General features: G+C 68.8%; 22 protein-coding genes. 11 read left to right on the top strand and 11 right to left on the bottom strand.

All coding sequences use genetic code 11. The features are described 5' to 3' along the window. Nucleotides 1-56 precede the first annotated feature (56 nt). A complete protein-coding gene (locus G398_RS0112855) occupies nt 57-341 on the bottom strand; it encodes a DNA-directed RNA polymerase subunit omega (RefSeq protein WP_026853889.1) in 285 nt (94 codons plus the stop codon). An 85-nt stretch (nt 342-426) separates the two neighbouring features. Here G398_RS0112855 and coaBC point away from each other — a divergent pair, with 85 nt between their 5' ends. Continuing rightward, nucleotides 427-1635: a bifunctional phosphopantothenoylcysteine decarboxylase/phosphopantothenate--cysteine ligase CoaBC gene (gene coaBC, locus G398_RS0112850; RefSeq protein ID WP_026853888.1), complete on the top strand. Its 1209-nt coding sequence runs from the start codon at nt 427-429 to the stop codon at nt 1633-1635. A gap of 3 nt (nt 1636-1638) precedes the next feature. Here coaBC and G398_RS0112845 read toward each other — a convergent pair whose 3' ends face one another. Further along, complete coding sequence (locus tag G398_RS0112845; RefSeq protein WP_157492417.1) at nt 1639-2082, bottom strand: hypothetical protein; 444 nt, start codon at nt 2080-2082, stop codon at nt 1639-1641. Nucleotides 2083-2116: 34 nt separating this feature from the next. Between G398_RS0112845 and accC the strand changes: the two genes are divergently transcribed. From accC to lspA, 7 genes are all read left to right on the top strand, one after another. Beyond that, nucleotides 2117-3610 (top strand): acetyl-CoA carboxylase biotin carboxylase subunit, encoded by a 1494-nt coding sequence (gene accC / locus G398_RS0112840; protein WP_026853886.1) that lies wholly within the window; start codon nt 2117-2119, stop codon nt 3608-3610. A 10-nt stretch (nt 3611-3620) separates the two neighbouring features. After that, nucleotides 3621-4142 (top strand): biotin/lipoyl-containing protein, encoded by a 522-nt coding sequence (locus G398_RS19890; protein WP_052571936.1) that lies wholly within the window; start codon nt 3621-3623, stop codon nt 4140-4142. 40 nt (nt 4143-4182) lie between these two features. Beyond that, the gene (locus G398_RS22050) at nt 4183-4296 is read left to right on the top strand and encodes a biotin/lipoyl-containing protein (RefSeq protein ID WP_157492416.1); all 114 of its coding nucleotides are present in this window, start codon (nt 4183-4185) and stop codon (nt 4294-4296) included. Nucleotides 4297-4555: 259 nt separating this feature from the next. Further along, entirely contained in the window at nt 4556-5644 is a 1089-nt protein-coding gene (locus G398_RS19885) for an OmpA family protein (protein ID WP_052571935.1), read from the top strand. Between the two features lie 57 nt (nt 5645-5701). Further along, on the top strand, nt 5702-6091 hold the full coding sequence (mscL, locus tag G398_RS0112820; RefSeq protein WP_026853885.1) for a large conductance mechanosensitive channel protein MscL: 390 nt from the start codon (nt 5702-5704) through the stop codon (nt 6089-6091). 132 nt (nt 6092-6223) lie between these two features. Then, entirely contained in the window at nt 6224-9031 is a 2808-nt protein-coding gene (gene ileS, locus G398_RS0112815; protein WP_026853884.1) for an isoleucine--tRNA ligase, read from the top strand. Further along, nucleotides 9031-9522: a signal peptidase II gene (lspA, locus tag G398_RS0112810; RefSeq protein ID WP_043484938.1), complete on the top strand. Its 492-nt coding sequence runs from the start codon at nt 9031-9033 to the stop codon at nt 9520-9522. The genes ileS and lspA overlap by 1 nt, the downstream gene beginning before the upstream one ends. Before the next feature lie 96 nt (nt 9523-9618). On the opposite strand, the gene G398_RS0112805 is transcribed toward lspA, so the two are convergent. Continuing rightward, nucleotides 9619-10602, bottom strand: a complete 984-nt coding sequence (locus G398_RS0112805; protein WP_026853882.1) for a DUF1028 domain-containing protein — start codon at nt 10600-10602, stop codon at nt 9619-9621. Nucleotides 10603-10660: 58 nt separating this feature from the next. Between G398_RS0112805 and G398_RS0112800 the strand changes: the two genes are divergently transcribed. Beyond that, nucleotides 10661-11545, top strand: coding sequence for a DUF1684 domain-containing protein (locus tag G398_RS0112800; RefSeq protein ID WP_026853881.1), 885 nt, complete (start codon nt 10661-10663; stop codon nt 11543-11545). Between the two features lie 135 nt (nt 11546-11680). Continuing rightward, entirely contained in the window at nt 11681-11884 is a 204-nt protein-coding gene (locus G398_RS0112795) for a hypothetical protein (protein ID WP_026853880.1), read from the top strand. Between the two features lie 8 nt (nt 11885-11892). On the opposite strand, the gene G398_RS0112790 is transcribed toward G398_RS0112795, so the two are convergent. From G398_RS0112790 to G398_RS0112765, 6 genes are all read right to left on the bottom strand, one after another. Continuing rightward, nucleotides 11893-12324 (bottom strand): DUF6526 family protein, encoded by a 432-nt coding sequence (locus G398_RS0112790; RefSeq protein WP_026853879.1) that lies wholly within the window; start codon nt 12322-12324, stop codon nt 11893-11895. A 24-nt stretch (nt 12325-12348) separates the two neighbouring features. Then, complete coding sequence (gene arfB / locus G398_RS0112785; protein WP_026853878.1) at nt 12349-12774, bottom strand: alternative ribosome rescue aminoacyl-tRNA hydrolase ArfB; 426 nt, start codon at nt 12772-12774, stop codon at nt 12349-12351. A 9-nt stretch (nt 12775-12783) separates the two neighbouring features. Further along, the gene (locus tag G398_RS0112780) at nt 12784-14097 is read right to left on the bottom strand and encodes an ABC transporter permease (protein ID WP_026853877.1); all 1314 of its coding nucleotides are present in this window, start codon (nt 14095-14097) and stop codon (nt 12784-12786) included. After that, entirely contained in the window at nt 14090-15340 is a 1251-nt protein-coding gene (locus G398_RS0112775) for an ABC transporter permease (RefSeq protein ID WP_026853876.1), read from the bottom strand. The genes G398_RS0112780 and G398_RS0112775 overlap by 8 nt, the downstream gene beginning before the upstream one ends. Then, entirely contained in the window at nt 15337-16023 is a 687-nt protein-coding gene (locus G398_RS0112770; RefSeq protein ID WP_026853875.1) for an ABC transporter ATP-binding protein, read from the bottom strand. The genes G398_RS0112775 and G398_RS0112770 overlap by 4 nt, the downstream gene beginning before the upstream one ends. Nucleotides 16024-16133: 110 nt before the next feature. Then, nucleotides 16134-17357 (bottom strand): efflux RND transporter periplasmic adaptor subunit, encoded by a 1224-nt coding sequence (locus tag G398_RS0112765; RefSeq protein ID WP_169720668.1) that lies wholly within the window; start codon nt 17355-17357, stop codon nt 16134-16136. A gap of 311 nt (nt 17358-17668) precedes the next feature. On the opposite strand from G398_RS0112765, the gene G398_RS0112760 reads away from it, so the two are divergent. Continuing rightward, complete coding sequence (locus tag G398_RS0112760; RefSeq protein WP_026853873.1) at nt 17669-18079, top strand: hypothetical protein; 411 nt, start codon at nt 17669-17671, stop codon at nt 18077-18079. A gap of 61 nt (nt 18080-18140) precedes the next feature. On the opposite strand, the gene G398_RS0112755 is transcribed toward G398_RS0112760, so the two are convergent. Both G398_RS0112755 and G398_RS0112750 read right to left on the bottom strand, forming a co-directional pair. Continuing rightward, complete coding sequence (locus G398_RS0112755; protein WP_026853872.1) at nt 18141-19310, bottom strand: acetate/propionate family kinase; 1170 nt, start codon at nt 19308-19310, stop codon at nt 18141-18143. A 100-nt stretch (nt 19311-19410) separates the two neighbouring features. Further along, entirely contained in the window at nt 19411-20313 is a 903-nt protein-coding gene (locus G398_RS0112750) for a thiamine pyrophosphate-dependent dehydrogenase E1 component subunit alpha (protein WP_169720667.1), read from the bottom strand. Nucleotides 20314-20333: the final 20 nt, after the last annotated feature.

Genomic DNA, 20333 nt, shown 5'->3' with positions numbered 1-20333 from the left:
GAGGCCCGACAAAGGAACGCCCCCATCGCGGGGGCGTTCCGAAGGGAGGATTCCGTTCACTCGCCCGAGATGGGGACCACCGTGGTGTCCTCGATGGTGAGGATCTCGGGCTCCTCGAAGGCGATGCGGTTCTCCTCGACCTCGGCCATGGCCACCTGGCCCCAGAAAGAGGCGAGCTTGGGGGCGTCCTGGGCCTGGCCGTGCTTGTTCACGGGCACGACCACTTCGACCTTGGGGAAGGCGCCGCGCTGGAGCTGGTCGCAGCGCTTGCCCGCCACGACGACGAAGCGGTACTTGTTACCGATTTCTTCCGGGACACGGACGATGGTGCGCTGGGTCATGGGCCACTCCGAACCAGGAAGCATAACACCCGTGGAGCCATGGATCAACGTGCATGGAGTAGCATGGAGCGTTCCAGGAGCCCCGATGCAGATCGTCCTCGGCATCCCGGGCGGCATCGCCGCCTACAAGTCCGCTGATCTGGCCCGGTTGCTGGCCAATGACGGTCATCGGGTCCGCTGCATCCTCACCGAGGCGGGGGCCCGGTTCATCACCCCCCTCACCCTCAGCAGCCTGACCGCCGAGCCCTGCTACGGGGCCAATCCGGACCAGGGAGAGTGGCGCGCCAACCCGAGCATCGAGCACATCGAGCTGGCCCGCTGGGCGGACCTCGTGGCCGTGGTGCCGGCCACGGCCGATGTCATCGGGAAGGCCGCCAACGGCCTGGCCACGGACCTGCTCACGACGGTGCTGCTGGCCACACGGGCCCCCATCCTCTGGGCCCCGGCCATGAACACCGGCATGTGGGGGCATCCGGCCGTCCAGGCCAACCTGGAGAGGCTGCGCTCCTTCGGACACTCCGTGGTGGATCCCGACGACGGCCTCCTGGCCTGCGGGGAGGAAGGCTCGGGCAAGCTCGCCCAGGTGCCGGCCATCGCCGAAGCCATCCTGATGTATGGCAGTCCCAAGCTCCGGAGCCTGGACGGCCGGCGGGTGCTCATCACTGCGGGCCCCACGCGGGAGGACCTCGATCCTGTCCGCACCCTCACCAACCGGAGCACCGGAACCATGGGCCTCGAGCTGGCCCGGGCCTTCCGGGACGCGGGCGCCCGTGTGCAGCTGGTGCTGGGAGGCGACCTGCCGGAGCCCTGGGGCGTGGAGACGGTCCGCGTCCGCAGCGCCCAGGAGATGCTGGCGGCCTGCCAGTCGCGGTGGGCCGCAGCCGACGGCCTGGTGGGAGCCGCCGCCGTGGCCGACCAGCGGCCGGAGACCTATGCCGCCGAGAAGGTGAAGAAGGGCGAGGGGCCCGAGACCATGGCCCTGGTGCGCACGCCGGACATCCTGGCCACGCTCTCCGCGGCCCGGCGGCCAGGGCAGTGGATGGTGGGCTTCGCCGCGGAGAGCGAGAAGCATCTGGACCATGCCGCCGCCAAGCTGCAGAAGAAGGGCCTGGACGCCATCCTGGTGAACGACGTCCAGCGGGGCAGGGCCTTCGGCGCCCAGGCGAACACCCTGACGCCCATCACGGCCGAGGGGCCCCAGGCTTCTCTCGGCCCCCTTCCGAAGGACCTGCTGGCGCGGGCCGTGGTCCAGTGGTGGGCCCGCAGGCTCGAATCCCTGGACAGCGGACGGTAGTTCTCAGAGCGCCGGGTCCATCCAGGGCAGCACGTCGCTGGGTCGCCCGGCCACCTCGCCCAGGCGCACGGCCACCACCACGATCCAGCCGGGGGGGCGCTGAAGGGACTTCAGATCGAGGAGGAGGGTCTCGCCGGGTCCGGCCAGATCTGGCCGCCGCCGCTCCAGCACGACCTCGCCCCGGCTGAAGACGTCCTCGGGGCTGGGCTTCGCGAGGCCCAGGGGAAGGTAGATCACCCGCAGGGATTCGACGCCCGCCAGGGGAACGCCGTTCACGTCCGCGGACGGCAGCACGAGGCGGATCTTCCGTAGCCCTTCCAGCCGGGCTTCCATGGCCTGGGCCGCCGCCCGGGGCCTCGGGATGGGGTCACCCTTCCGCCCGCAGTGGACTGTCAGGAGTCCGAGCGTGATGGCGAGCAGCGGGTTTGCTAGTCTGGGGGATCGCATCACCATCCATCATGCCCGAAGACGAGGCCCAGCCATGCCCGTGACCAAGATCCTCATTGCCAATAGGGGCGAGATCGCCGTGCGCGTCATCCGGACTTGCCGGGAAATGGGGATTCCCACCGTGGCGGTCTACTCCGAGGCGGACCGCGGCGCTCTCCATGTGCGCATGGCGGACGAGGCCTACTTCATCGGCCCCGCCGCGGCCCGGGAGAGCTACCTAGTGCTGGAGAAGATCCTGGATGTCTGCAAGCGCAGCGGCGCCGACGCGGTCCATCCGGGCTATGGGTTCCTGTCGGAGAACGCGGAGGCCGCGAAGGCCTTCGAGGCCGCGGGTATCACCTTCATCGGACCGCGCCCTGAGTGCATCGTGAGCATGGGCTCCAAGACCGCGGCCCGTGAGGTGGCCATCGCGGCGGGCTGTCCTGTGGTGCCGGGGATCCAGGAGACCATGGCCGATGACGAGCTGCTCGCTGCGGCCCAGAAGATCGGCTTCCCCGTGATGCTCAAGGCCGCCATGGGCGGCGGCGGCAAGGGGATGCGCCTGGTTCACAAGCCTGAGGAGTTCGCCAGTTCCCTGGCCCGGGCCCGGGGCGAGGCCCTCTCCAGCTTCGGCGACGACTCGGTCTACGTGGAGAAGGCCATCGTCCAGCCACGCCACATCGAGATCCAGGTGTTCTCGGACAAGCACGGCAACCACGTCTACCTGCACGAGCGCGAGTGCTCCGTGCAGCGCCGCCACCAGAAGGTGATCGAGGAGGCGCCCAGTCCCCACGTCACGCCGGAGATGCGCAAGGCCATGGGCGAGGCGGCCCTCAAGGTGGCCCGGGCCGTGAACTACGTGGGCGCCGGCACCGTGGAGTTCCTGGCGGACGCGGACCGCAACTTCTACTTCCTGGAGATGAACACACGCCTCCAGGTGGAGCACCCCGTCACGGAGTGGATCACGGGCCTCGACCTGGTGAAGTGGCAGATCCTCGTGGCCCGGGGCGAGAAGCTGCCCATGACCCAAGAGGAGATCCCCCTCAACGGCTGGGCCATCGAGTGTCGCGTCTACGCCGAGGATCCCGACAAGAACTTCATGCCCAGCCCGGGGAAGATCACGTTCCTGCGCACGCCCAGCGGCCGCAATGTGCGCGACGACGGGGGCGTGTACGAGGGCGCCGACGTGCCCATGTTCTACGACCCCATGATCAGCAAGCTCAGCACCTGGGGACCGACCCGCCTCGAAGCCATCGAGCGCATGCGCGCCGCCCTCGGCGAGTACCGCATCGGCGGCATCCGGCACAACATCGCCTTCCACGAGGCGCTCATGGAGCACGGGCCCTTCCGCGAGGGTGCGCTCCACACGGGCATGCTCGACAAGCCTTTCTGGAAGAAGAAGGAACAGGGGCCCGACCTGAAGTTCGCCGTGGCGGCAGCCCTGCTGCACGAGCTGGAGACCGAACAGCGCCGGGCGGCCCAGCCCGCCGCGGGCGCCGGCGGAACCGCGGATGCCTGGAAGCAGTGGGGCCGGTTCAACCGGTTCTGAGGAGCACGAGATGAAACGCACCCTTCTCATCGGCAAGGACTCCCACGACGTGGAGATGCTCCACCAGGACGGCGCCACCACCTTGATCTGGGAGGGCGAGAGCCACTCCATCGACATCCTCGAGCTGGAACCAGGCTGCTACTCGATCCTCCTGGAGGGACGCTCCGTGGAGGTACGGCTGGACGGCGCCAAGTCCCCGGACCCCGATACCCACGCCTATCGCGCGATGCTCTACGACGGTGCCTACGAGTTCGCCCTGGTGGATCCCCGGCGGGCCCTGCTGGCCGGAGGCGGCGCCGCGGGTGCCGGTGGCGGCGTCCTGGCGGCCCCCATGCCCGGCAAGGTCGTGAAGCTCCTGGTGGCCCCGGGCGACACCGTCCAGGAAGGCCAGACCCTCCTCGTCATGGAGGCCATGAAGATGCAGAACGAGCTGAAGACCACCACCACGGGAACCGTGAAGACCGTGCACGTCCAGGAGGGCGCCACCGTGGAGACGGGGGCTTCGCTCATCACCGTGGCGCCCGAGGGCTGAGCGGGAGGTCTTGCGTATCGCCGCAGGCGATACCAAGAGGATGCAGAACGAGCTGAAGACCACCACCACGGGAACCGTGAGGACCGTGCACGTCCAGGAGGGCGCCACCGTGGAGACGGGGGCTTCGCTCATCACCGTGGCGCCCGAGGGCTGAGGCTTTTCAAAGAGTGGTTCTACCCAAAGTCAGCATTCGAGGCCGACTGCCCCAACTTTGCTTGAAATTCAAGGCAAGTTTGGCCTATTTATATTCAAATTGCCTGTTGTGGTAATCGATTAATTCCTATCGTTGCGCGAGACATACTTTCGATCTAGAAGCGGTATAAAAAGGGGGTTACGCCCCATTTTTTGTTGATGGAAAGTGCGTTTGAGCGCTAATTTGTGGCGTGATGTGAATCACATTAACTGGAGGTTGCATGAAAAAAACGCTCCTATTCCTGCTGGCGGGGTCGGCGCTCACCCTGTCCGCTCAGGAGGGCCAGGCTTGGGTGATGGGCCACGTCGGCCAGACGATTTTCGAGAATGACGCCAACCTCAAGGACAAGCTGCACTACGGGCTTGGCGTGGGCCACTGGTACACCAACCGCTGGGGTCTCGATCTCCGGGCTCTCCAGAACGATCTGCAGCTGGACACCAATCCCTTCGGCATCGGTTCGGCCAAGCAGACCCACCTGCTGGCGTCCGGCCTCTTCAACTTCCGTCCCGGCGCCGAGAACTGGTATCCCTACGCGGCCCTGGGCATCGGCGGCACCAACGTCGAGTCCCCGTACTCCGGCAAGGGTGAGGCCACGACCCGCTTCAACTATCACGGCGGCTTCGGCGTGATGGGCAAGCTGGCCGAGCACTTCATGATGGACCTGAGCGCCAAGGCTGTCCGTGTGGAGCTTCCCGAGGCCCGCACCGAGTACCTGGCCACCCTCGGCCTGGGCTACACCTGGGGCGGCGGCAGGAAGGCCGCTCCCGCTCCGCCGCCGCCTCCCCCGCCTCCGGCCCCCGAGCCGAAGCCCGAGCCCGTGGCGCCTCCGCCGCCGCCGCCTCCGCCGCCGGCTCCCGAGCCGCCCAAGGAAGTGGTGAAGCCCGTGCCGCCGCCCCCGGCGAAGATCGTCCTCGACGAGGCCGTCCTGCACTTCGCCAACGGCAAGGCTGACCTCGGTCCCGACGCCACCGCCGCCATCCGCAAGGTGGCCGACAGCCTGAAGGCCTATCCGGGCGAGTACTCCCTGGAAGTCAGCGGTCACACCTCCTCCACGGGCAGCAAGGCCGTGAACAAGGCCCTGGCCAAGCGCCGGGCCGACGCCGTGGCCAAGGTCCTGGTGGATTCGGGCATTCCCGCCGCCAAGGTCAGCACGGTGGGCGTGGGTCCCGATAAGCCCATCGCCGACAACAAGACCAAGGAAGGCCAGGCCAAGAACCGCCGCGTCGAGATCGACGTGAAGGTGAAGGACGCCAAGGCCGAAGTCCGCCAGATCACGACGGACACCGTGGACTCCGCTCCGAAGAAGTAGCCACGAAGGGCGGGGATCGCTCCGGTCCCCGCCCGACCTTGTCCTGCGAGGAGTGCCATGTCCCTGAAAGACGAGTTCAAGGCCTTCATCATGAAGGGCAACGTGGTCGACCTGGCGATCGCCGTGGTCGTGGGCGGCGCCTTCGGCAAGATCGTCACCGCCTTCGTGGACGGGCTGGTCATGCCGCTGGTGAGCTACGTGCTCCCCGCCAACATCAAGTGGGAGGAGTGGGTTCTCGGCAACTTCCGTATCGGGGCCGTGCTCGGCGCCACCATCAACTTCCTGATCATCGCCCTGGTGGTCTTCCTCGTGTTGATCAAGTTCCTGGGCCGGTTCATGAAGAAGGAAGAGGCTCCGGCCGCTCCCACCACCAAGGAGTGCCCCGCCTGCCTGGAGCAGGTGCCCCTCAAGGCCACCCGCTGCAAGCACTGCACCAGCCAGCTCTGAGTCTGGACCGATCGCATGGGAGGGCCCGGGTTTCCGGGCCCTTTCCCTTGTGATCACAAGGCCTTCCGTGGTGAACTGGAGGTTCAACCTCAGGGGCGCTCGGGTGCGTCCCTCCGACGCACGAGGGCGCCGATGAGCGAGCAGGCTCCGGTCAAAAAGTACACCGTCTTCCTTCCGAAGACCGTTTTCCCGATGAAGGCGGACCTGCCGCAGCGCGAGCCGAAGCGCCTGGAGCGCTGGAAGGCCGAGGGCCTGTACGCCCGCATTGAGGCCAAGCGGCAGGCCGACAACGCGGCCGGGAAGGGCAGGGGGCGCGAGATCCTCCATGACGGCCCGCCCTACGCCAACGGCGCCATCCACATGGGGCACGCGCTCAACAAGATCCTCAAGGACGTGGTGGTGAAGTCCCGCTGGATGGAGGGCTACGAATCGCCCTACGTGCCCGGGTGGGACTGTCACGGCCTGCCCATCGAGCACGCCGTCGAAAAGGACCTGGGGCCCAAGCGCCGGGAGATGCCCCGCGCCGAGTTCCTGGCCCGGTGCCGCACCTATGCCCAGAAGTGGATCGACACCCAGCGCACGGCCTTCCAGCGCCTGGGCGTGCTCGGCGCCTGGGAGCAGCCCTATGTGACCATGGCCCCGCGCTACGAAGCCGAGACCGTGCGGCACCTGGCGAAGCTCTTCGAGAGCGGCTCGGTTACCCGCAAGCTGAAGGTGGTCCACTGGAGCTACGGCGCCCGCACGGCCCTGGCCGAGGCCGAGGTCGAGTACGCCGACAAGACCAGCCCGGCCATCACCGTGGCCTTCCCCGTCTCGGACGCCGAGGCGAAGCGCCTGGAGCTGCCCGTCCCCCTCTTCCTGCCCATCTGGACCACCACGCCCTGGACGCTGCCCAGCAACCTGGCGGTGGCCATGCATCCCGACCTGGAATACGCCGTGGTGCGGGCGGACGGCCGCCACTACCTCGTGGCCGTGACCCTCCGGGAGGACTTCGCGAAGAAGCTCGGGATGCCGCTGCACACGGTGGAGATCCGCAGGGGGAAGGAGTTCCAGACGCTGGTGGCGCGCCACCCCTGGATCGACCGTGCGAGTCCGGTGCTGCTGGGCGAGCACGTCACCGCCGACACCGGCACCGGCCTGGTGCACACGGCTCCGGACCACGGCGTGGACGACTTCAACCTCGCCCACCACCTGGGCCTGCTCCAGCTGGTCGGGCCCGACGGCAGGTTCCTGCCCGCCGTGAATGATCCCGAGCTGGAGGGGAAGAACATCTTCGACTGCAATCCCCTGGTGGTGGACCGCCTGCGGCGGGAGGGGCGGCTCATCCACGAGGAGACGCTCACCCACAGCTATCCGTACTGCTGGCGCACCAAGACGCCCATCCTCTTCCGCGCCACCGAGCAGTGGTTCATCACCATGGACTCCGAGCTCAACGGGAAGGGGCGCAGCCTGCGGGAACTGGGTCTCGAGGGCGTGGAACAGACCCAGTGGGTGCCCGCCCAGGGCCAGAACCGCATCCACGCGATGATCGAGGGACGCCCCGACTGGTGCATCAGCCGCCAGCGTGCCTGGGGCACACCCATCACCGTGCTGCGCTGCGAGGCCTGCGGCGAGCCCCTGGTGGCCGACAGCATCTTCGAGACCGCCGCCGCCGCCATCGAGCAGGGGGGCATCGAGGCCTGGGCCGGCCTGCCCGTGGAGGCCCTCCTGCCCGCCGGGAGTGTGTGCAAGTGCGGGTCCACGGTCTTCCAGAAGGAGACGGACATCCTCGACGTCTGGATCGACTCCGGCGTCAGCGCCTCCGTGGTCTGCGAATCCCATCCGGAGCTCAAGCGCGCCGACTACGGCGACTTCATCTACCTCGAGGGCTCGGACCAGCACCGGGGCTGGTTCCACAGCTCCCTGCTGTTCAACCTCGCGGCCACCGGCACCAAGCCCTACAAGCAGGTGGTGACCCACGGCTTCGTGCTGGACGGCAAGGGACAGAAGATGTCCAAGAGCCTGGGCAACGTCATCACCCCTGAGGAGATCCTCAAGACCCTGGGCGCCGACATCCTGCGCTGGTGGGCCGCCAGCAGCGACTACAGCGAGGACATCCGCATCTCGAAGGAGATCCTCGACCGCAGCGCCGACGCCTACCGCAAGACCCGCAACACGCTGCGCTTCCTCCTGGGCGCCCTGGCGGACTTCGATCCGGCCCGGGATGCCGTGGCCGCAGGCGAGCTGGCGCCTCTGGACCGCTGGGTGCTGGCGGCCTTCGCCCGCCTGACCCGGGAGGTCCGGGACGCCTACACCCGCTTCGAGTTCCACCGCGCCACCCAGGCCCTGCTGGGCTTCTGCCAGCTGGAGCTCTCCGGCCGCTACTTCGAGATCATCAAGGACCGCCTCTACTGCGATGCCCTGGACTCGCCCCGGCGCCGCAGCTGCCGCTACACCTGCTCGGAGCTGGCCAAGGGCCTCTGCGCCCTGCTGGCGCCCGTCATGAGCTTCACTGCGGACGAGGCCTGGGAGCAGATCCCGGGCTGCGAAGGCAGCGTCCACGAGCAGCGGTTCCCCCTGCTCAGCGGCTCCGCCGCTGAGCAGGGAAAAGATAAAGCGTGGGACAAGCTGTGGGAGGTCCGCGAGGCGGTGCAGGCCGCCATGGAGCCTCACCGCGCCGCGAAGACCATTGGCACCAGCCTGGATGCCGCAGTGACGATCGCACTGAAGGATCAGGCCGAGTGGGACCTGCTCGACGGCATTGGCGAATCGCTGGATGATCTGCTTGTGGTTTCATCCATCGCCAGAATCGAAGACCCTGGCGCCTCCGCCGGACCCATCGTCACCGTCACTCCTCACGCAGGGGAGAAGTGCCCCCGCTGCTGGAACCGCAAGGGTGGTCATGGTACGGGCGAGGACGCGGCCCTCTGCGTCCGCTGCGCCTCGGTGGTGGTGGCCTAGTGCGCCGTCTGCCCTGGCTGCTGCTCCCTGCCGTCGCCCTGGCTGCGGACCTGGCCTCCAAGGCCTGGATCCTCGGCACCCTGCGGGAGGGTGAGTCCCTGCCGGTCATCAAGGGATTCTTCTACCTGACCCTGGGCTTCAACCGCGGGGCCATCTTCGGCAGCCTGACCTGGATGCCGGAGATGGCCCGGTTCGCCGTCTTCGGCCTGGCGGGTCTGGCGGCCCTGATCTATTTCGGCCGCCTCTTCCTGGCGAACGGCACCTCCACGCTGGATCGCGTGGCCTTGGGCCTCATCCTGGGCGGCGCCCTGGGCAACGGCATCGACCGGCTGGTGCGCGGCGCCGTGGTGGACTTCCTCGACTTCGTCTTCGGCACCTGGCACTACTGGACCTTCAACCTCGCCGACAGCTTCATCCTCGTGGGGGCGATCCTCTACGGCCTGCGGCTGCTGCTGGCCCCGAAGGCTGAGCACAGGCCCACGGAGAACTGATCAACGCAAAGGCGCAGAGGCGCAAAGAAATCCCTGCCAGGGATGCCGTTCTTTCTTTGCGCCTTAGCGCCTCTGCGTTGGCTTTTTTCCGTTTTCCTACTGCGCCTCGATGGCCTTCAGCAGGGCCGGATCCTTGGGGAGCTGGTCCACGTCAGCGAGGCGGGGGACGAGGCGCTTCCAGAAGGGCTCGGCGGCGAAGACCTGCTTGAAGATGGGCAGGGCCTCGTCCCGCTTGCCGCTGGAGGCCAGGGCCACGGCCTGCCAGAAGGGCATCTCCCAGATGCCCGGGGCCAGCTTCGCGGCCGCGGCATAGGCGGCCTTGGCCTCGGGCCACTTGGCGGCGGTGACGTAGCCGTCACCCTCGTCCATGAGGCGGTAGGCCCGGCGCAACTGGATGAGGCGGCCCAGCTCCTTCAGGGGGTCGGGGTTGTCCTCCACCCGCAGGTCGAAGAGGCGGTCATTCCAGGGCTGGCCGGAGGCCTTGCCCTTCACGACGAGGATGGCCGCGCTCTGCTGGCCGCGGATGTCGCCGCCTTCGGCCTGGGCCGCGCGGAGGGCCGCCAGGAGCCGGTCCGCCAGGTCGCCCTTGGCGGCGCGGAAGGCCTTGGCCATGGCGGGCCAGACTGTGGCCCGGTCCATGAGGTTGGCTTCCACCGTGAAGCCCTCGCCCACCTCGTGGCCGGCGGCCTGGATGCACTTGGCGCCCGTGTGCGCCGCGGCACGGCCCTGGGCGTCCACCATGGCCACCTGGCGCACTTCGCGGTCCGCATCGGCCGCCAGCAGGGCCTTCAGGGCCTCCGGCGCGGGCTTTCCCGCCTTCATGAGGGCCAGGCCCAGGGCCCCGTAGCTGGGCTCCGTGAAGCTCTGGGTGGCCACCGCACCCACGCCCGGCTCCGCCCAGGGCACGGCGGCGCCCACGGAGAACCAGTGGCTCTGCACCGCCACGCCCAGGTCTCCCGTCACCGTATCCCGCGCCACGATGGAGTAGGTGTGGACCGGGCGGCGCGGGACCTCGCCGGCCCGCAGAGGCAAGGGCAGGCGCAGGACCAGCGACAGGAGGGCGAGGGCAAGCAGGCGCATGGGGGCTCCGGCGGTGGGACGTGCCCCCATCCTACCCCCGGCTGGTACGATGACCGGCATGCGATGCTTCCTGCTTCCCGCACTCTCCTGCCTCCTGCTCGGGGCCGTGCCGCCCGGGGACGCCTACGTGGCGTCCGTGGATGCCTGGCATGCCGAGCGCACGGCCCGGCTGGCTGCCGAGGATGGCTGGCTGACCCTGGTGGGCCTCGACTGGCTCAAGCCCGGCGAGAACACCCTGGGCACCGCCCCCGGTTCCACGGTGCTGCTGCCGGAGGGCACGGCCGCGGCCCAGGCGGGCACCTTCACGGTCGATGGCGGCACCGTGCGGCTGCGCCTGGCCGAGGGAAGCGGCATCCTTGTGAACGGGAAGCCCGCGACCGAGGCGACGCTCCGGGCGGACGTGGACGGCCAGCCCGACCTGCTGCAGGCGGGCCGTATCCGGTTCTACGTGATCCGCCGGGGGGACCGGTTCGGGATCCGGCTGAAGGATCCCGAGGCCCCTGCCCGCAAGGCCTTCCATGGCGTGGCGAGGTTCCCGGTGGATGCGGCCTGGCGGGTGGAGGCCGACTTCGTCCCCTACGCCACCCCGCAGACCCGGGCCATCCCCACGGTGCTGGGTACCTCGGAGCCCATGACGTCGCCCGGCCTCCTGCGCTTCAAGGTGAAGGGCCGGACCTACACGCTGGAGCCCGTCGTCGAAGACCCGGCCCACCCGGAGCTGTTCCTCATCTTCCGCGATGCCACCAGCGGAAAGACGACCTACCCCGCCGGGCGCTTCCTGACGGCCGCCATGCCGAAGGACGGGAAGGTGGTCCTGGATTTCAACCGCGCCTACAACCCGCCCTGCGCCTTCTCCCACTTCGCCACCTGTCCGCTGCCGCCCAAGCGGAACGAACTCCGCCTCGCGATCCGGGCGGGCGAGAAGGACTACGGCAGCCATTGAGGGGCTTCAGGTCATCTGGGGTGGAGCTCCAGGCAGACCGTTCGGTTGGCTCAAAATAGGAAAATAGATGCATTGATTGTTTTGGCGCGAGGGTTATCTTCTGTCCAAACGCTCCCCAACAGATCCGGAGGACCCATGCCGCCCGGAAACACCCACGCCAAAGCCCCGGCCAAGGTGGTCGAGAAGGTGACCGTCGAGGCCTGCATCGCCATCGCCCAGCGGGTGCAGCAGGCCCGCCACGTTTCCGGCGACGAGGCCGGATCCGAGGCCGCCGGGCAGATCGCCGAAGTGATCCGCGCGGAGCTCCTGCGGGGACGCCTGGAGGCGAACCCCGCCTGATCCCGGGATCAGACCCGGAACTCGTCCGGGCGCCAGGTGCGGATGCGCTTCTTGATGGCCTCGCCGTCGAGGTTCTCCCGGAGGGCCTCCCGCATGCGGTCGGCCACCTCGCCATCGGAGGCGAAGCGGAGCCCCACGCACTGCTTGACGCTCAGCTCCGGGATGCGGGCCTTCAGGTCCTCGGGCAGGAGACGGGCGAGCCGGAGCTGCTCCTCCAGGTGGATGATGCGGTCCTGCACCCGGAGGGCGTAGACGCGGACCTTCAGCGCGAGAAAGGTCACCGCCAGGGCCAGGAGGGCGATCCAGAAGGTGGCCAGGGCCGGGCGGCGGACGAAGGTGGTGACGGTGGCGATCACCGTCACCAGGAAGAAGGGGAGCAGGACGAAGTGGTACGGCGGATCGAAGCGGCGGTGGGTCGCGTAGGTTTGGGGCGCGGACATGTCATCTCCCGGGAGGTTTCCAGGTTACTCCAGGGGCCCGCTGCGCCGCCGCTTGAGCTCCGAGGCCCGTTTCTTGGACTCGAGGCGGCGCTCCTTCGAGGCCCGTGTGGGCCGCGTGGCGTGGCGGGCCAGGGGCCGCACCAGGGCGGCGCGGACGGCCGCCGCGGCCTTCTCCCGGGCGTCCTCCAGGTTCTTGAGCTGGTCGCGGGTGCGGTCGCTGACCACGATCCAGAGGCCGTCGGCATCCAGGCGGTTGCGCTGGGCCAAGCGGAGGCGGATCAGCGCATCCTCGGGCAGGCCCTCGATGGCGCCGAGATCGATGCGCAGCTCCACCTTGGAGGACACCTTGTTCACGTTCTGACCACCGGCGCCCCCGGCCCGCACCGCCTTGAAGCGGATGGCCTCGCCGGGGATGCGGACGCTGGCGGTGACGTGGATGGGATCGGCCATGGGGTGATCCTACCTCATCGCCTCCATGGGGCTGAGGCGCATGGCGCGGAAGGCCGGATAGAGGCCGAAGATGAGGGCCAGGGCCAGGGCCACGATCCAGGCCGTGATGAGGCCGATGGGATTCACCACCAGGCCATAGGGGAAGCTGGCGGAGAGGGCCTGGCAGAGGAGGCCGCCGGAGACGGTGCCGATGAGGGCCCCGAGGGCCGCCAGCACCACGGCCTCCAGCAGGAACTGGATGAAGATCTCGTGGTCCGAGGCGCCCAGGGCCTTGCGGAGGCCGATCTCGAAGCGGCGGTCGCTGAAGCTGATGAGCATGACGGACAGCACGCCCACGCCGCCCACCAGCAGCACCGTGCCGGCCAGGCTCAGCAGCACCACCTGCCAGCCGTGCATCTGCTCCAGGAAGTTCTGGTAGGCCTTGGCGGCCTCCGCATCGAGGTCCACGATCTCGGCGTCCTCGATGCCGTGGTGGGCCTGGCGCACTCGGCTCAGCAGCATGGCCGATACTTCGCCCGCGTCTTCGGTGTGGCGAAGCTTCACCGTGACCTGGGCCAGCTTGTGGGCCGGGTCCATGCGGTCCATGTAGGCTTCCAGCGGAATGAGGATGCCGTTGGCGTCGGTGTAGTTCTCCTCGTTGAAGATCTGGCCCGGCGCCTGGACGCCCACGACTCGGAAGGGCACGCCCTCCACCACCAGGTCGCGGCCCACCGGATCGGCCCCGCCGAAGAGCTTGGCGGCCAGCGTCGCCCCCACCACGGCTACCGTGGAGCGGCGCCGCTGGTCGTCCTCGGTGAGGTTGCGTCCCAGGCCGATGGGGCGGTTCATCCAGACGGCATAGTCCGGCGTGACGCCGGTGACGAAGATGCGCTCCGTGTCGCCGGTGATTCGCACCGAGGAGGCGCGCTGGGCCCGGGGCAGGAAGGCCAGCACCTTGGGGTGGGGGGCCGTGAGGCGCGACAGGTCCTCCTGGCGCAGTCCCGGGCTCATGACGAAGCGGCTGCGCTCCTCGGCGGTCTCCGCGGTCTTGGGGGCGATGCGGACCGTGCCGTCCCAGCTCATGCCGGCGAAGCCGGTACTGATCTTGTCCATGACGCCGTCGAGCACGGAGGTCATCACCACCAGCGCGAAGACGCCCAGCATGAGCAGGGTGAGGGTGAGGAGGCTGCGCACCTTGTGGGCCCACAGCTCCACCAGGCCCGTGCGGACCACCTCCCAGAGCATGGCCAGGCTGAATCCGCGAGTCTTGGCCCGCGGTGCGGGGGCCTCGCCGTCCAGCAGGGAAGGGCCCGGGGAGCGGAGGATGAAGGTCTCGTCACTCATAGCGCAGGGCTTCCATGGGAGACAGGCGCGAGGCCTTCCAAGCTGGGTAGAGCGCGAAGAGGAACCCGAAGGCCGCCGCCAGGCCGTAGGCCCAGAGGAAGCTGGCGGGCGTCATGTAGAGGGGGATGCCCAGGTTCTTGGTGATGATCCAGGAGAAGCCCACGCCGAGCGCCAGGCCCGCCAGGCTGCCCAGGGCCGTGAGCAGCAGGGCCTCGGTCATGAAGCCCTTGAAGATCTCGCGGCCCGAGGCGCCGATGGCCATCTTCACGCCCACCTCGCGGACCCGCTCCTTGAGGCCGGCCATCTGGATGTTCACGTTGACGATGCCGCCGCCCACCAGGGCCAGGACGCCCGAAAGCAGGAAGATGATGTCGTAAACGTCGCCCTGGCTGTTGCGGCGCCGGATGCGAGCGGCCACGTCGTCCAGGCGGAAGTCCTCCTGGAGGCGGTGGTTCGTCCTGAGGAGGTCGGAGAGCTGCTTGGCGAAGCCGCCCATGGCACCCAGGTCGGGGATGCGGAAGGTGACCCGGTCCACCCGGCGGTAGGCATCGCCGTTCATGCGCCGCTGCACCAGGTTGGCGGGCACGGCGATGATGCGGTTGCGCCACCAGAACTGGTTGCGCTGGCCCTCCCGGAAGCGGAAGACCCGCTCCTCGAAGAGGCCGATGACGGTGACGGGCACGGTCCCGATGCGGAGGGTCTGGCCCAGGGCGTCGCCCTTGGGGAAGAAGACCTGGGCCGCCTCGGTGCCCAGGATGACGACGGGAGCGCCCGAGTCCATCTCGCTGGCGGAGAAGGCCCGGCCCCGGGCCACGCCGTAGCCGTTGGCCGGGATGAAGTCCCCGCCGATGCCGCTGATCTGGCGGTCCTGGTCGCCATAGGGCGACACCACCCGGGCCCGGGCGAACTTCTGGCGGCTCACGCCATGGATGGCATCCGCCTTGAGGGCCTCGCCGCCTACGGCATCCTCGTCCCGCAGGCCGAGGTTGGCCTGCTGCAGGGCCGTGGGGCGGCCGTCGCGCACGGCGGCCTTGGGCTGGACGTTGAGCTTGTCCAGGCCGCCCATCTTCACGAACATCTCGTCGGCGCGCTTCCGCTGGCTGTCGGAGATGGAGAAGCCCCCCAGCACCGAGGCCACGCCCAGGAGGACGCCCAGGGCCTGGAGAACGGAGCGGCCGAGGTTCTCCCGGATCTCCACCCAGGCCCCGAGCAGCCGCTCGCGAAAGGCGTCGGAGGTCTTCATGCGGCACCCTCGGTGAAGGCGATCAGCCCGTCCCGGATCTCGACCCTGCGTTCCGCGAGGGCTGCGATGGAGGGATCGTGGGTCACCAGCAGCAGGGTGTTGCCCTGCTCGTGCAGCTCGCGGAAGAGGCCCAGCACCTCGGCGCCGGTCTTTGAATCCAGGGCGCCCGTGGGCTCGTCCGCCAGCAGCAGGGCCGGCTCGTTGGCCAGGGCCCGGGCCACGGCCACGCGCTGGCGCTGGCCGCCCGACAGCGTTCCAGGCAGCTTGTCGGCCTTGTCGGCGATGCCCACCTTCTCCAGCAGGGCCAGGGCGCGCTCGCGCCGCTCCTTGCGCCCCACGCCGGCGTAGAGCATGGGCAGCTCCACGTTGCGTGCGATGCTGGCCTTGGGCAGCAGGTTGTAGCTCTGGAAGACGAAGCCCACCTTCTCATTGCGGATCCGCGCCAGCTCGCCGCCGGAGAGGCCCTGAACCTGGCGGCCGTCCAGCGTGTAGGTGCCCTCCGTGGGCAGGTCCAGGCAGCCCAGGATGGCCATGAGGGTGGACTTGCCCGAGCCCGAGGGCCCGATGAGAGCCACGAACTCGCCCTTCGCCACGGTGAGGTCGATGCCCCGCAGGGCGTGGACCGCGGTCCCGTTGCTGCCGTAGACCTTCGTCAGGCCCTGGGTTTCGATGATGGGGTTCATGGGAGATCCCTAGAAGGAGCGGGGCCCTGAGGGAGGCGCAGGCCGACCGAAGGGTGGGGGTGTGGGGGGACATCGCGAGCGCAGCGAGCAGGCGGTCCCCCCACGGAGCATCAATTGTTCTCGTCGTCCTTCTCGACCTTCTTCTTGCTGGGGTCCTCCAGGCTCACCTGGTCGTTGGCCTTGAGGCCGGTGACGATCTCCACGCGTTCCAGAGTGGCGATGCCGGCCCGGACGGGAACCACGTCGAAGAACTCCTTCCAGTGGTCGGAGAGCCAGATGAACTTGCCGCGGCCGCTAAGGCCTTCCTTGGCCTTGGCGAGATCCTGGGCGGGAAGGTTCTCCTTCAGGCGGTAGACCACGGTCTGGCCGTCGCGGCGCTGGAGGGCCTCCAGCGGAATGCTCACGGCCTTGTTGCGCTTCTCGCCCAGGATCTCCACGTTGGCGCTCATGCCGGTCTTGAAGGCCTCCGTGAGCTCGTCCAGGGCCACTTCCACCTTGAAGACCTTGATCTTCTCCACCAGGTCGGCGGCGGGGGCCACGAAGCGCACCTTGCCCGTGAAGGCCTTCTGGGGATAGGCGTCCAGGGTGATGCGCACCGCCTGTCCAACCTTCACCTTGGCGATGTCCACCTCGTTGAGGTTCACCTTCACGATGAGGGACTGGAGGTCCGCCACGGTGAACACCACGGTTCCGGCGTTGAAGGAGCTGACGCCCGAGGTGATGGTGTCGCCCAGCTCCACGCCCTTCTTGATGACCACGCCGTTCATGGGGGCGGTGACCCGGGCCTTCTGGGTGGAGGCGTTGCCGCTGATGGGGATGCCCCGATCCTCCACGATCTGGTACCGGGTCTGGGCGCTCTTGAAGGCCTCCTCGGCCAGGTCGCGGGTGGTCTTGGCGCCGCGGTAGGCCTGGTCGGAGATCAGGCCGGACTTGTAGAGCTCGGACTGCTGGGCGAAGTCCTGCTCGGCGTTCCGGAAGCTGACCCGGGCCTGGGACACGCTGCCCTGCACGTCGGACAGGGTCTGGGCCTGGTTCACGTCGGGTTCCACCTCGGCCAGCACCTCGCCGGCCTTCACGGTCGCCCCCTCGCGGACCTTCAGGCCCACGATGCGGCCCGAGACCGTGGACTTCACGTCCACCTTGGTCAGGGGATCCACCACACCCACCTCCCGGACGCTCACCTGGAGGTCCTCTGCCTGGACCTTGCCCAGGCGGAAGGGCGTGGAGGCTTCCGCCTTCTTCTTCCCCTTGCCGTCACCGCCCCTGAGGGTGAAGAACATGCCCGTCGCCAAGGCCACTCCGGCCACGGAGACGATGACCCATCGCTTTCGCATGGAACCCCCCTGATGGGAAAGATGCCGGGCTTGCCGGGATGATGGATGTCCTACGGGCCAGAGTCTGGGGCCGTTTAGGCGGGAATCTCCCGAGTACCGGCGGCTGGTGGGCGGGGACCGGCCAATGCCCGGACCCGGCGGGCGGTCCGGCCGTGGCATTCCGCCACGGGGCTGAGGCAAGGTTCCACGGAGGATGGATTAAACCTTTCCCAATTGCTCGGGCCTAACTGTGTTGTGGATTGGCACGAGGGCGGCATGAGGCCGTTCCGGGACGATTCCCCTTCGCGGCCTGGCCGCACCAGGAGCACACCATGTCCAACCTCCAGAAGCGCGTGGCCCTCGCCGTGGCGGCGGGTCTCATCGGCGTCTCCCTCATGGCCCAGGCCCCCGTGCCCCCGCCGACCGGCCAGCAGGTGGAACAGAAGGGCGAGCGTCTCGAGCGCCGGGGCGAGCGCCAGGAGCGACGCGGCGAACGGAACGACCGCCGGGGCGAGCGGAAGCAGCGCCAGGGCGCCCGCATGGAGCGGCGGGGCGAGGCCCTCCAGGCCCAGGGCAAGGTGGCCGAGGGCCAGGCTCTCCAGCAGGCCGGCGAGCGCCGCGAGCAGGTGGGGCAGGCCCAGGAGCGCAAGGGGGAGCGCCAGGAGCGCCGGGGCGAACGCAAGGAGCGCCGCGGCCAGCGCGTCGAACGCAAGGGCGAGCGCATGCAGGCCCAGGGCAAGTAGGTTTTCCTCCTCACACAAGCGGCCCTCGACCGGGGGCCGCTTGTGTGAGCCGGAGGAGTGCTTAGCGCACGGTCTCCCGCGCGATCATCAGTTCCTCGTTGGTGGGCACCACGGTGACCACCACGCGGGAATCGGGCGTGCTGATGATGCGCTCGCCGGTGCCGTGCTCGTTAGCCTCGGGGTCCAGCTTCACGCCCAGGAAGCCGAGCTTGCTGCAGACCTTGGCCCGCACGAAGGTGCTGTGGGTGCCGATGCCGGCGGTGAAGGTGATGGCATCCACGCCATCCAGGACCGTGGCATAGGCGCCGATGTACTGGCGCACGTTGTAGGTCAGGAGGTCCCGGGCCAGGCGGGCCCGGTCGTTGCCGCCGTCGGCGGCCAGCTCGATCTCCCGGAAGTCCGAGGACACGCCGGAGATGCCGAGCAGGCCGGACTTCTTGTTGAGCAGGTTGGTGATGCCCTCGTAGTCCAGGTGTTCGTATTCCATGAGCATCTCCACCACGCTGGGGTCGATGGTGCCGCAGCGGGTGCCCATGATCACGCCCTGCAGGGGGGTCATGCCCATGCTGGTGTCCATGCTCTTGCCCTGGCCCACGGCGCAGATGCTGGTGCCGTTGCCGATGTGGCAGGTGATGACCTTCAGGGAGCGCAGGGGCCGGCAGAGCAGGATGGCCGTGCGGGCGGCCACGAAGGCGTGGCTGGTGCCGTGGAAGCCGTAGCGGCGGATGCCGTACTTCTGGCTCATCTCGTAGGGGATGCCGTAGGTGCGGGCGTGGTCGGGGATGTGGTGGTGGAAGGCCGTGTCGAAGACCGCCACGTGGGGCACGTCGGGGAAGGCGGCCATGGCCGTCCGGATGCCCAGCGCATTGGCCGGGTTGTGCAGGGGCGCGTACATCGCGAAGTGGTCGATGTCCTGGAGCACTTCGTTGGTCACCAGGACCGAGTCCCCGTATTTCGGCCCGCCATGGACCACCCGGTGGCCCACCGCATGGATGGGCGTGTCGTGCAGCACGTTGGCGTGCAGGCGGTCCAGGATGGCCTGGAGGGCCTCGCGGTGGGACGGCAGGGACAGGGCCTCCTTCCGCTTCTCACCGGCGATGGAGCAGGCGAGGTTGGCTTCCGCCAGGCCGATGCGCTCCGCGATCCCCTCCGCGATGGACGTCTCGTTCGCCATGTCGAACAGGTTGAACTTCAGGCTCGAGGAGCCGGCATTCAGGACGAGTACAAACACAGAATCCCCCATGACAGGGAAAGTCTAGCCGCCACTGGAAGTGACGGGTGCCTCATTGTGGACAAATAGGTCCCCATGCCGGAGGCGCCTGGACACCGGACTAGGCCGAGAAGATCCCCTCATTCAGGGTGGCCGGGTCCGGCCACGGCGCGGCGAGGGCCTCCTCCGCGGTGGCGAGGAGCTGGGCCTCGAGCCGGGCGCGGAGATCGGGGGCCGGGGCCCACCCCTGCCGCCCCAGCCAGGCCTCGAAGCGGGGCAGGGGATCCTTGGCGGCCCACTGGGCCAGGAGCTGGGGATCCACATACCGCTGGTCGTCATGCTCGGCATGGCCCTTCATCCGGAAGGTCTCGCAGACCAGGAAGGCGGGTCCCCGTCCGTCGAGGCAGCGCTGGCGGGCTTCGGTCGCAGCCCCGTACACCGCCGCCGCGTCGTTGCCGTCCACGGTGAGGGTGAAGGCGCCCTGGGACCGGGCCGCCATGCCGCCGGCCATCTGGCGGTCGGGGGGGGTGGAGAAGGCATAGCCGTTGGACTCGCCCACCACGATGAGGGGGAGCTTCTGCACCACGGCGAAGTTGAGTCCCTCGTAGAAGGCCCCGGTGGAGCTGCCGCCATCCCCGATCCAGGTCATGGCCACGCGCCGCTCGCCCTTCTGGCGGAAGCTGAGGGCCACGCCCGCCGCCACCGGGATGAGGGCGCCGAGCATGGAGGTGGGGGCCAGGATGCCCCGGGCCACCGATCCGAAGTGGTTGTTGTGGTCCCGCCCTCCAGTGGAGCCCGTGGCGCGGCCGAGGTACTGGAGGAAGAGCTCCAGCGGCGTCGCCCCCCGCACGAACATGGCGCCCAGGTCGCGGATCATCGGCGCGATCACGTCGTCCGGCCCCAGGGCCATGGCTGTGGCGCAGGCCGTGGCCTCCTGGCCCAGGCTGCGGTAGATGCTGCCGAGGGTGCGGCCCTGGCGGAAGAGCTTCACCAGCCGCTCCTCCGCGAGCCGGGTGAGCAGCATGGCCTCGTGAAGGCGCAGCG

This window comes from Geothrix fermentans DSM 14018 (assembly GCF_000428885.1).
GTDB lineage: Bacteria > Acidobacteriota > Holophagae > Holophagales > Holophagaceae > Geothrix > Geothrix fermentans.
This window is presented reverse-complemented; position numbering and strand designations above follow the sequence as displayed.